An 11793-nucleotide genomic window follows, 5' to 3' on the forward strand; every position below is an offset into this window, starting at 1 on the left:
TTTCAATTAATTTCCAATCCCATAGATCGAGCAGTACCTTTCACAGATTTAATGATTGAGGATAAATCATGAGTATTCATATCTTTCATTTTTATCTCTGCTATTTTTTTAATTTGTTCTTTCGAAACTTTTCCGACTTTTTTAAGATTTGGCTTGGAAGAACCTGACTCTATTCCAGAAAATTTCTTTAAAAGTTCAGAAGTTGGAGGCGTTTTTATGATAACATCAAAACTCTTATCAGGATACAGATATACCAGAACTGAAACGATAATTCCCTTTTCTGCCGAGCTTGTTTTTTCGTTAAATATCTTACAAAAATTCATAATATTGATCCCTTTCTGTCCTAATATTGGACCTACTGGGGGATTTGGGGTAGCCTGTCTAGCGGGAATTCTGAGTTTGATTTTTGCTTGTATCTTTTTTTTCATTTTTCTCTTTAGAATTTTTTTAAATTTTATATGAAATGAGAATTTGAAATATTTTTCAACCAAAAGAGATGATATCTTATATTTTTTCCACTTGGCTAAAATCGAGCTCAACAGGAGTTGATCTTCCAAATATAGAAACCGAAACTTTCAGTCTATTCTTTTCGTAATCTATTTCTTCTGCTATTCCATTGAAATCTGCAAAAGGTCCGCTACTCACTCGAATTACTTCTCCAGGTTCAAATAAAGTTTTTGGTCTAGGTTGATCACCAATTTTTTGTAATTTTTCCACAATATCCTCTATCTCTCTTTGATGAACAGAAGCTGGACGATCAGATGTTCCTCCTACAAATCCCATCACTTTTGGAATTCCTCTTATGAAGTGCCATGTTTTTTCATTCATGATCATCTGAACTAGAACATACCCTGGAAAAAATTTTCTTTCACTTTTTCTTCTTTGTCCACCTTTCATCTCTATGATTCCTTCTGAAGGAATCATAATTTCTCCAAAATACGAATCCATGGAATAAAGTTTGATATACTTCTTTAAATATTTTCGTACTTTTGTTTCAAATCCTGAAAAAGACTGAATAACGTACCATTTCATATCTGATGATTTTGATGACATCTTAGATCCTTAAAGTAATGATTGATGAGATCGTATAAACTAAAATTTTATCGATCATCCAAAATGCGAAAGAAGAAAATATGACGATCATAAGGATGATGAATGTTGTTTGTAAAGTTTCTTGTAAACTCGGCCAATTTATCTTTCTCATTTCTAAAAATACATCTTCAAGAAATTCAAATAATTTCTTTCTTCTTTTTTTCCTAAAAAAAAGAGTTATGAGGATAAAAAGAATTAAAAAAGAACTAGCCAAAGTATCTGAAAGATTTCCTGTTTTCCAGAATATAAAAACTCCAAGAATAAAAGATAAGAGGAGAACTATCGTGTGCTTGATCTTTTTTAAGAAGATACGAATTAAGTTAAGAGTCTTTTTCACTTCCTTTAATTCCAATTCATATTGAGTTATAGCAAATAATTCAATGAAATAAAAAATTTTCTTTCTTCTATGAAAAATTTACCTTATAAAACGTACGTTCAAAATAAATCTATCTTTTAAAAAAGTACTTTTCTAACTCGGATCAAGTTAAAATCTTACTAACGACACCTGCTCCAACTGTTTTTCCTCCTTCTCTAATGGCAAACCTAAGTCCTTCATTCATTGCTATATGCTCAATAAGAGTGACAACAATCTGAATGTTATCTCCTGGAAGAACCATTTCTATATCGGATGGAAGCTCGACAACTCCAGTCACATCTGTAGTTCTGAAATAAAATTGAGGTCGATATCCGTTAAAAAATGGAGTGTGTCTTCCTCCTTCTTCTTTCTTTAAAACATACACTTCCGATTCGAATTTGATATGAGGATTGATTGAACCAGGTTTTGCTAAAACTTGTCCTCTTTCCACTTCTTCTCTTCTAATACCTCGTAATAATACCCCAACGTTTTCTCCAGCCATTCCTTCATTCAATAGTTTTCGAAACATTTCGATCCCTGTACAAATCGTTTTTTTGGTATCTCTGATTCCAATTACTTCTACTTCTTCTCCAACTTTTAAGACTCCTTGTTCTATTCTTCCTGTTACTACTGTTCCTCTTCCAGAGATTGAAAATACATCTTCTATCGGTAAAAGAAATGGAAGATTAATTGCTCTCTTTGGATCAGGAATATAGGAATCTAATGTGTTTGTCAGTTCTAAAATTTTTTCTTCCCATTTTTTTTCTCCTTCTAGTGATTTCAAAGCAGATCCCCGAATAATTGGAGTCGAATCTCCTGGAAAATTGTATTGATTTAAGAGTTCACGCACTTCCATTTCGACTAATTCCAATAATTCTTGATCTTCTACCATATCGCATTTGTTTAAAAAGACTACTATATAAGGTACTCCTACTTGTCTGCTTAATAAGATATGTTCCCTTGTCTGAGGCATAGCTCCATCTGTTGCTGCAACTACTAAAATTGCTCCGTCCATCTGTGCAGCTCCTGTTATCATATTTTTCACATAATCTGCGTGTCCAGGGCAATCTACATGAGCATAATGCCTTTTAGGTGTGTCGTATTCCACATGCGAAGCAGATATGGTAATTCCTCTTTCTTTTTCTTCTGGAGCATTATCAATCTGATCGAAAGCAAAAGCAGTTCCCCCATATTTTTTGGATAGAACAGTTGTAATTGCCGAGGTCAAAGTTGTTTTTCCGTGATCAACGTGTCCGATGGTTCCGACGTTAATATGTAACTTTGATCGATTAAATTTTTCTTTAGACATGTATATTCCTCCTGTAAAGATGAACTTTTTTCGATTTTATAAAAATACAAATTTTTGGAATGCTGATAGGCAGATTTGAACTGCCGACCTCACCTATACCAAAGGTGTGCTCTTCCGGAACTGAGCTATATCAGCTTATAGCGGGTAGCGGGATTTGAACCCGCTTCATCAGTTTGGAAGACTGAGATAATAACCATTATACGATACCCGCTTATTTTTTAAAATGTTCTTCCGACATATAAGTAATCGAGTTGGATTTCAATTCATCTCATGTGGAGAAGAACCTTATTTTTTTATTGGTGGGAGAAGGATTCGAACCTTCGAAGTCTATTTGACGTCAGATTTACAGTCTGCTCCTTTTAACCGCTCAGGAATCCCACCTTTGTTAAATTAAGGATTTATGTATTGATATTTTGTTTTTTCGATCGGTTAGATTACTGACTCTCTTGAAAGATCTTTTTAAGGTTTGTGATTTGTTATTTAATTGTTAAGCTTAATTTATTAAAAAAACGAGATTCGTAAATCTATTTTCTCCAATGTGAAACAAATATTTGGATTTTCTTTCAGAACATCCTTATAAAAAATGATCGTTATCCTTTAACATATATGTCGTTTTATGTCAATATAAGATTCTTCATACAGAAGATTAATTTTTAAATTAAGATGAGAATATACAAATTTTATGTATTTTTCAATCTATTTGTTGATCATATATTAATTCGATTTAGTTTATAAGAATTTTTTAAATAAATAAAAAAGATCGTCTTAATATAACTTTTATAAATTATAAAAAACTTTTTAAAAAAATGAATGATCTAAACTCCATCGATCACAACCTTTTCTGGAATATTTTTAAGTTTTGTATCCTTCCTAATTTTAAAAAACATATTTCATTGAATCGTTCTCATAGAAATTACAGAATTCCTTATATTATTGCTATTACAGGAAGCGTAGCGGTTGGAAAGAGTACTACAGCGAATCTGATGAAAATATTGTTACGTTGTTGGTTGAAGGGTCAAAAAATAGAAGTTATTGCAACAGATAACTTTTTATATCCTAATACGATTCTAAATAGATTAGGTATCATGCAGAAGAAAGGATTTCCTCAGTCATATAATAATCTTTTATTTAGAAAATTTTTATACGATATTAAATCAGGGGTTAACAAACTTTGCATACCAATATATTCTCATATATTTTACGATATTTCTCCAAATGAAGTACAGATCGTTGAGTCTCCTGATCTAATCATTTTAGAAGGTTTGAATATTTTTTACGATATATATCTTTATGAACTTCAAAAATCTTCTTTTAATTTTTTTGATTTTGTAATATATATCGATGCGGAAGAGTACTTTCTAAAGAGTTGGTATATCGGTAGATTTCTAAATTTCTGTAGAAAATCTGTGAATTATCCTGGATCTCATTTTCATTATCTTTCGAAATTGAGAAGATCAGAAATTATACAGATCGCTAATAAGTTGTGGATGGAAATTAATAAAATTAATTTGCATGAAAATATCTTTCCTTTAAAAAAGGTAGCAAATTTGATAGTTACAAAAGGAAAAGATCATAAGATCGTATCAATTAATTTTTCAAAAAGATATTTTACTTTTTAATAACCATTTAAGTTTTTACTCAAATAGAATTTACTTTTTACCTTTATTTCGATTTTATTCTCTATAAATCCTAATATTTTCTCTTAATTCAAAATGTCGGTCGTTAAAAAAATGATGATTCTTTTCAAACATTACCAATGTTCGATGCGTTTCTCGGATGATTGCACTGACTATTTGATTGCATTCAACCCTTCCTATAGTTTTTTGAAGAGTAGTCCAACTCTTTTTTATTTTCTGATGAAATGTATCATTTTCCGATAAATTGATACCAATTCCAATGATACAATGAACTTCTTCTTTCAAAATACTCGTCGTTTCTATTAAAATTCCACCTACTTTTCTATTTTGAATGTACAAATCGTTTGGTCGTTTCAAAATAATTTTGCAGTCGTATAATTCGTTTAATACTTTAGCAACGGAAATCCCGATGGCTAAACTGATCGCATTGATAAAGTTTAAATTAATCCTGAATTTCCAATATAGAGATAAACATATGCTGTTTCCTGGAGAAGAAAACCATTTCTTCCCTCTCCTTCCGAATCCTCTAGTTTGGTGTTCTGCTAAAAATACATCTCCTGTTCTTAGTCTGTGGATCATTCTTTTTAAACACTGATTTGTAGAATCTACTGTATCTCTTATGAAGATATTTACGTGTTTTACAGACTCTTGAATTTTTTGAATATCTAAGATATATAGCTTCTTTTGAAACATATGATTGTTAAAATTTTTTGATCAGACGAAAATATTTTCTTTTTTGGTTAGTCATAGGAAAATCTTTAGAAAAAATATTTTTAAGTAATTTCACCATTTTTTCCTATGAAAATTGCTTCTTTTTCCAAAGATATGCCAAACTTCTCAAAAACTTTTTGATGAACGTATTGAGACAATTTTATTATGTCTTGTCCTGTAGAATAACCTCGATTGATTAAAATTAGAGGATTTTTTCTGTATACTTCTGCTCCTCCAATTCTATATCCTTGTAGATTGCATTGTTTAATTAACCATCCCGCATGAATTTTGTTCTCTGTGAAGAAGATTTTAGATTGGTATTTTGGAAATTTTTTTCTAATCCAATCCGATATTTCTGGATGAACTGTTGGGTTCTTAAAAAAACTTCCGGAATTTCCTAAAATAGATGGATTTGGTATCGATTTGCATCTTTCTTGAAAGATAAATTTTGTAATATCTTTAACAGTTACTCTTGATGGGAATTTATCAATTATCTTCTTATGATTTAAAACAGGCTGCCAACTTTTTCTAATTTTTAGACAGACTGAAATGACGATAAAGTTTTTATACTTAATTTTTTTAAAAATACTTCCTCGATATTTAAATTTACATTCTTGATTATAAAATCTTCTTCTTTTTCCATCAGACAAATCGATTGTATCAACATATTTGCAAACATCCTTAAATTCCAGTCCGTAAGCTCCCATATTTTGTACGGAAGCTGCTCCAACGGATCCAGGAATGAAAGACATATTCTCCAAGCCATATATTCTCATTTTTAATAAAGTTTCTACTAGATCTTTCCAACTGTTTCCTGATCCGACATAGATTAAATTATTATTTTTAGATTCTCTAATTCTCAATTTTTGAATACAATTTAAAGCAACTATTCCGGAAAAATTTTCTATAAAAATCGTTTTATTAATTTTTCCTAGTACTAAGAAAGGATATTTTTTCTTTTTTGAAAGTTTCCAAAGAAATTTTAATTGCTCAATTGAGTGAAACTTTCGTATTAAATTAGCCTTAACTAATAGACCGAATGAACTGCTTATTCTCATATTTTAAGATTAGTTGAATATCTATCAATTGATTTAATGGATCTACGTGACGAACCATTATTTATATAATGTGGTTATTCTTTTTCTTAAAAAGCAATTTTCTTGAACGAAAAATCTCAATTATAGGGTATCAAAGATACCTTGATCATTATAGAGATAATTTCATTATTTTCATATATGTTTTAAGTTCGAAAAATTGAAATTTTAATCCTTTCGAACTTTATTCGATCTTCCATCAGTCTAACTAAATCGTGAAAGATAAATGAACTTTTAAATTTTAATAAATATATGAAATAGATTCTTGAAAATATATTTTTCAAATTATTTTTCTTTTAAGCTTATTTCTCTAAATTTAGAAAACAACTTTATTTACCATATTATGGGTTGAATAATCTTTTATTTTTTTCACGGATTTCTTTCAATATAGATTTTGCATTCGGCATCTTTCCTGTCCAGAATTTAAAGGAAAATGCTGCTTGCCAAACTAACATGCCAATTCCATCCGAATGTTGTAATACTCCATATTTTCGAGCAAGTTTAATAAACGGAGTGTTCTCTAAATATTTGTAAAACATATCATAACAAAAGACGAATTTATCAAATATCTTTGGGGAGATCTTTGGTACTTTTCCGAACATTCCACTAGATGTTGCGTTGATAATTATGTCGTATTCTGGTTTTTGAACCTCTTCTATTCTTTTAGATTGAATTTTTTTGGTTTTGTGAAAAAGATAAGATATTTTCTTCGATTTATCGTAAGTGCGATTTACTAGAATAATCTTTACTGGATACTGTAATAAAGAAACTATTGCTGAACGAGATGCATTTCCAGCTCCTATTATTAGGATTTTTATTATTTTTTTTTGAGTTATCAAATATTTTTTTAAATCCATTATTAATCCAATTCCATCCATGTTATCTCCAAATAACATCTTGTTTTTTAACTTAATGACATTAATAGAGCCGCAGAGTTTAGCTCGATTTGTCAGTTTATGAACAATTTTATAAGCATATCCTTTTAAAGGAGTCGTAATATTTAATCCATTTCCATTTTCAGAATAAAAAAACTGATGTATTTTCTTTTGAAGTTGATTTTTGAAAACTAACTTTTTCCGATATTCGATTTGTAATCCGATTTGTTTGGCAAACAATTTGTGAATTATTGGTGATTTGCTGTGATGAATCGGATTTCCAAAAATAGCAAATTTTTCCATATTTCACCTTTTTCTATATAAATATCCATTTAATAAATCTTGAACAATCGAATGTTGAAAATTTCCTAATGTTTTTCCATTCATTGTTCGTACGCACTGATTAAATTTTTTTGCAACTTCATTTTTTGTTCGGCAAGGAGCATCATTACTGATATTGGCACTGGTAGAAATGATTGGTTTACCATAATTTAAGCATATATTTTTTATATATTCGAATCTACTGATTCGAATAGCAATCGATTTAAATTGTCCTGTTATTAATTTAGAAACACATTTTTTAGCAGGAACTACCCAAGTTCTCGGAAAAAAAGTGTCGTGAAAACTAATTATTCTTTTTTGAAACTTAGTTAATTTTTTATCGTCAATATACTTGGTTAATTTATCATAATTATCTGAGACTAGTATGAATCCCTTTTCCCAAGAACGGTTTTTCAAAGTCAATAGTTTTTGAATTGTTTTGTCGTTATCTGGATCACATCCTAAACTAAAAACAGATTCTGCTGGATAGGCAATTATCTCTCCATTTTTAAGTGCCCATATTATTTTTAATAATTCAGAATTTTTCATATCATTTGTTCTTTCATTTCTAAGAATTGATCTTTCGTATTTTGATATTTTTAAGCAACACCAATTGTGTTAAATTTAATCAATTTGAACATTTTTTAGAATTCTTTTTTTGAATATTTTAATTGAATAATTTCGTAAAAAAATGTTTTTGAGATTGTGTTCAATATTCTAAAAAATTTTTTCATTCATCATCTTTTAAAATATCGACAATACTTATTTAAATTGGTAATCTTTTAAAGATCAACGAATAACTTTTTAATTTTTACAATGATTCCATCTTTAAATATATTGCAGTACCCTGATTCGAGGTTAAGAAAAGTTGCTAAACCAGTTAAGTTGATTACATCAGAAATTAAAGATTTGGTAAGGAATATGTTTAAAATCATGTATGAAAAAGGAGGAATAGGATTGGCGGCAACTCAAGTAAATATTCATCAAAGAATAGTAGTAATCAACATCTCTCAAAGAGAAAAGAAGGATGAATTAACTTTAATTAATCCAATCATTTTAAGTTCACATGGAGTAATTTCTTTGGAAGAAAGATGTCTTTCGGTTTCTAATAGGGCAGGTTGTATATTAAGATCAAAGTTTATTGAAGTTAAAACAAAAAGTTTATCTGGAAAAGAATTTATATTTCATGCAAAAGGTCTTCTTTCTGTCTGCATACAGCATGAAGTAGATCATTTAGACGGAAAACTATTTATTGATTATTTAAGGAAATGATAGAAATAAAAGATTTTAATTTTAATTCAATATGAAAAGATTAAGAGTTATCTTTGCCGGCTCGTCTCATTTTTCAAAGATTCATCTTCTGAATCTTTTAAAATTTTCTAATAAAAGATTGATACATGTAGTCGGAATTTTATCGACTCCTGATAGACCATCTGGAAGAGGTCTTTTTGCGGAGCCTAATTCCATTAAGAAAATTTCTGAAGAGTTAAGGATAGATTGCATTCAGCCAAATTTTCTAAATGATGAATTTGTTTATGATTGGATTTTTTCAAAAAAAGTTGACATTATTATTGTTGCTCAATATCGTTTGATTTTTCCAGAAGAAATATTAAAACGTATTCCATTTGGAGTTTGGAATATTCATTGTTCTCTTCTTCCAAGATGGCGTGGACCTTCTCCGATTCAATATGCCATTTTGACTGGTGATGAGAGAACTGGTGTTTCAATTGTACAGATGAACTCAAGAATCGATACCGGAGATATAATTTATCAATCTTGTTGTCTTATCGATAAAGGGGAGACTTTTTCATCTCTTTATAGAAAGCTAGTTAAAGTCAGTTTATTCTCTATTATGAGATCTATTGATCTTTTGATAAAGGAAAAAATCGTTTTAAAAAAACAAAATGAAAATCTTGCTACATATTCTAAGAAAATAAACAAGGAGATGGCTGAAATTTCTTGGTCATCATCTACTTCTTTGGATTTAGAAAGAAAAATTAGAGCTTTCCAGTTTTGGCCAGTCAGTTACTTTAAAGTGAATCAAGAAACAATAAAAATTTTACAAGCTGAACTGGTTGAAAATTATTTTGGTCACGCTCTTCCAGGAACTATAGTTCGAATTGAAAGGAACGGAACGATTGTATCCGCTAAAGAAGGATTTTTAAAAATTTTAAAAATGAGAAAATCAGGAAGAAAAACAGTTTCTTCTTTTGAATTTAAAAATTATCATTTGCCATGGTATCAAGAAGGAACTTTATTGAAATAATTTTAATTTTGAAATTTTGAAAAAATTACTGGATATTTTGAGGTTCATATTGTTTAGAATTTCTATAATCTTTATTTAAAAATTTAATTTCAAGTTTTTCAAAAAAATTTTTGGTATTTTATTGGTGAAAAACGTTATCTTATTCATTTCGTATTTGAAAAATTTTTAAAAAATAGATTTTTTTATAAATAGTATGTGTAAAAAAAATTTTTGATTATTGAATCATAATTGGATTTTTTTTAAAAATAAAACTTTTTTAAAAGAGTATATAACTTTTTTAATTTTTTATCTTATTCTTAATAAGAATAGCGACTTTTTATAATTTATACTTGATAAAAGATGTCAGACGTAAAAAAGTGAAGATCATCATATTGGGGTCAGGAAAAATTGGAAGAACCATTGCAGAGAGTTTAATTGACGAAAATAACGATATTACTGTAATAGATATAAATAAAGAAAAACTAAATCAACTTCAAGATAAGTTAGATTTAAGAGTGATTAGCGGTTTTGCTTCTCATCCAAAGGTTTTGAGAGAAGCTAGAGCAGAAGAAACAGATATATTAATCGCTGTCACTGGATCGGATGAAGTGAACATGATTGCTTGTCAGGTTGCTCATTCTTTTTTTAAAATACCTAAGAAAATTGCTCGAATTAGATCCATAGGATATACTGAAGAAATAAATTTGTTCTCTAAAACTTGTATACCAATTGATTATTTCATATCTCCAGAAAAAACCATCGTCGATGGTATCAGAAAATTAATTCAGTATCCTGGAGTTTCGCAGATAATGAGTTTTTCTAGAAGAATAGTGAGTATTGTCACTGTTGATATGAAAAATGATAATCTATTAATCCATCTATCTGTTTCAGAAGTTCAGAAAAGATTTGCACATTTAAAATGTAAATTGATTTCTATTTTTAGAGAAAAAGTTCCCATATTTCCAAAAGATTCTACAATTATTCAAGAATATGATGAGATATTTTTTATCATAAAAACAGAGAACATTAGGTTATTGATGTATGAATTAAAAATTTTGGAGAAACCGTATAGAAAAATCATGATAGTTGGAGGTGGAAGAATTGGATTTGAATTAGCTAGAATTTTGGAGAAAATTTATCAGGTTAAAATTATAGAAAAAGATTCAGAAAAAGCTTCTAAACTTTCAGAAATTTTGAATCATGCTACAGTTCTTCATGGGCATGTTTCTGATAAAGAACTTTTATTTAAAGAAAACATTTCGGAAGTAGATGCTTTTATAACACTAACAGAAAACGATGAATCGAACATAATGTATGCTCTATTAGCAAAGAAGATGGGTGTGAAAAGAACAATTGTTCTCATTCATCATGGATCATATATTAATTTGATAAAAAGCGGAATGATTGATAATATGATCTTTCCTAAACAAGCGATACTATCTAGTTTATTAGGATACGTTCGTAGGATGAGATCAAACATATCTTATATCAGAGAAGGTGTCTTAGAAACAATTGAGATTAAGTTGAACAGAAAAAATAGATATAGTGGGGTGATAGGAAAAAAAGTTTCGGAAATAAATCTAGATGAAGGGATTGTAATAGGAGCAATCATCAGGAATAGTGAAGTAATTTTCTCCATATCCGAACAAAAAATTAAATTATACGATATATTATTGATATTTATCACGAAAAAAAACCATATTTCAGAAATTTATAGGACTTTCAAGATGGATAAGGATAATTTTTAGGGATTTTTCAAAGTCCTTTTTTTATTTCTTCCAACAAGTTCGATATAAGCCATCTTTGAATTATCTCCTTTTCGAAATCCACATTTAATAATTCTCGTATAACCTCCTTTCCTCCCTTCCATGATTTTAGATATATCGTTAAAAAGCTTTGCGACTATTTTTTTACTTTTAAGAACTTGAGATACATATCTATAATTCGATAAGTTCTTCTTTTTAGAAGAGTTGATAATTGGTTCCACAAATCTCCTTAGTTCTTTAGCTTTGTTAAGCGTAGTCTTGATGATCTCATATTCAAGTAATGAAGTAGACATATTTCTTAGCATAGATTTTCGATGACTACTTGTTCTGCTCAATTTTCTTCCTATTTTTTTATGTCTCATGACATTTATTTTTAACCTTTTTTTAA

13 protein-coding genes and 3 tRNA genes are annotated in these 11793 nt (G+C 29.0%); 4 read left to right on the forward strand and 12 right to left on the reverse strand.

All coding sequences use genetic code 11. From position 1 onward, the window contains the following. Positions 1–2: 2 nt before the first annotated feature. From rplK to AOE55_RS01870, 7 genes are all read right to left on the reverse strand, one after another. Positions 3–428 (reverse strand): 50S ribosomal protein L11, encoded by a 426-nt coding sequence (rplK, locus tag AOE55_RS01840; RefSeq protein WP_041855267.1) that lies wholly within the window; start codon positions 426–428, stop codon positions 3–5. A gap of 76 nt (positions 429–504) precedes the next feature. Next, positions 505–1053: a transcription termination/antitermination protein NusG gene (nusG, locus tag AOE55_RS01845; RefSeq protein ID WP_013087791.1), complete on the reverse strand. Its 549-nt coding sequence runs from the start codon at positions 1051–1053 to the stop codon at positions 505–507. Position 1054: 1 nt separating this feature from the next. Beyond that, complete coding sequence (gene secE / locus AOE55_RS02750) at positions 1055–1429, reverse strand: preprotein translocase subunit SecE (protein WP_041855183.1); 375 nt, start codon at positions 1427–1429, stop codon at positions 1055–1057. 142 nt (positions 1430–1571) lie between these two features. Continuing rightward, complete coding sequence (tuf, locus tag AOE55_RS01855) at positions 1572–2756, reverse strand: elongation factor Tu (protein ID WP_013087723.1); 1185 nt, start codon at positions 2754–2756, stop codon at positions 1572–1574. Between the two features lie 60 nt (positions 2757–2816). Further along, positions 2817–2891 (reverse strand) — tRNA-Thr (locus tag AOE55_RS01860). 4 nt (positions 2892–2895) lie between these two features. Next, a tRNA-Gly gene (locus AOE55_RS01865) sits at positions 2896–2967 on the reverse strand. An 86-nt stretch (positions 2968–3053) separates the two neighbouring features. Next, positions 3054–3137: transfer RNA gene (locus AOE55_RS01870), tRNA-Tyr, on the reverse strand. Positions 3138–3562: 425 nt separating this feature from the next. On the opposite strand from AOE55_RS01870, the gene coaA reads away from it, so the two are divergent. Then, positions 3563–4375, forward strand: coding sequence for a type I pantothenate kinase (coaA, locus tag AOE55_RS01875; RefSeq protein WP_080611740.1), 813 nt, complete (start codon positions 3563–3565; stop codon positions 4373–4375). A 54-nt stretch (positions 4376–4429) separates the two neighbouring features. Here coaA and AOE55_RS01880 read toward each other — a convergent pair whose 3' ends face one another. The 4 genes from AOE55_RS01880 to tsaC all read right to left on the reverse strand — a co-directional run bounded on the left by AOE55_RS01880 (position 4430) and on the right by tsaC (position 7943). After that, positions 4430–5086 (reverse strand): biotin--[acetyl-CoA-carboxylase] ligase, encoded by a 657-nt coding sequence (locus AOE55_RS01880; RefSeq protein WP_013087829.1) that lies wholly within the window; start codon positions 5084–5086, stop codon positions 4430–4432. 80 nt (positions 5087–5166) lie between these two features. Continuing rightward, positions 5167–6162: a UDP-N-acetylmuramate dehydrogenase gene (murB, locus tag AOE55_RS01885; RefSeq protein ID WP_013087437.1), complete on the reverse strand. Its 996-nt coding sequence runs from the start codon at positions 6160–6162 to the stop codon at positions 5167–5169. Positions 6163–6539: 377 nt separating this feature from the next. Further along, entirely contained in the window at positions 6540–7376 is an 837-nt protein-coding gene (aroE, locus tag AOE55_RS01890) for a shikimate dehydrogenase (RefSeq protein ID WP_013087836.1), read from the reverse strand. Positions 7377–7379: 3 nt separating this feature from the next. Then, positions 7380–7943 carry an L-threonylcarbamoyladenylate synthase type 1 TsaC gene (gene tsaC, locus AOE55_RS01895; RefSeq protein ID WP_013087690.1) on the reverse strand — a complete coding sequence of 188 codons (564 nt, stop codon included), beginning with the start codon at positions 7941–7943 and terminating at the stop codon, positions 7380–7382. Between the two features lie 267 nt (positions 7944–8210). Between tsaC and def the strand changes: the two genes are divergently transcribed. The 3 genes from def to trkA all read left to right on the forward strand — a co-directional run bounded on the left by def (position 8211) and on the right by trkA (position 11387). Beyond that, positions 8211–8666: a peptide deformylase gene (gene def, locus AOE55_RS01900; RefSeq protein ID WP_013087749.1), complete on the forward strand. Its 456-nt coding sequence runs from the start codon at positions 8211–8213 to the stop codon at positions 8664–8666. A gap of 31 nt (positions 8667–8697) precedes the next feature. Continuing rightward, the gene (gene fmt, locus AOE55_RS01905; protein ID WP_013087532.1) at positions 8698–9660 is read left to right on the forward strand and encodes a methionyl-tRNA formyltransferase; all 963 of its coding nucleotides are present in this window, start codon (positions 8698–8700) and stop codon (positions 9658–9660) included. Between the two features lie 356 nt (positions 9661–10016). Continuing rightward, positions 10017–11387 (forward strand): Trk system potassium transporter TrkA, encoded by a 1371-nt coding sequence (gene trkA / locus AOE55_RS01910; RefSeq protein WP_192847596.1) that lies wholly within the window; start codon positions 10017–10019, stop codon positions 11385–11387. On the opposite strand, the gene rplQ is transcribed toward trkA, so the two are convergent. Further along, complete coding sequence (rplQ, locus tag AOE55_RS01915; RefSeq protein WP_013087579.1) at positions 11384–11767, reverse strand: 50S ribosomal protein L17; 384 nt, start codon at positions 11765–11767, stop codon at positions 11384–11386. The two genes, trkA and rplQ, sit on opposite strands and share 4 nt — an antisense overlap. Between the last annotated feature and the right edge of the window lie 26 nt (positions 11768–11793).

This window comes from Candidatus Riesia pediculicola (genome assembly GCF_002073915.1).
Taxonomy (GTDB): domain Bacteria; phylum Pseudomonadota; class Gammaproteobacteria; order Enterobacterales; family Enterobacteriaceae; genus Riesia; species Riesia pediculicola.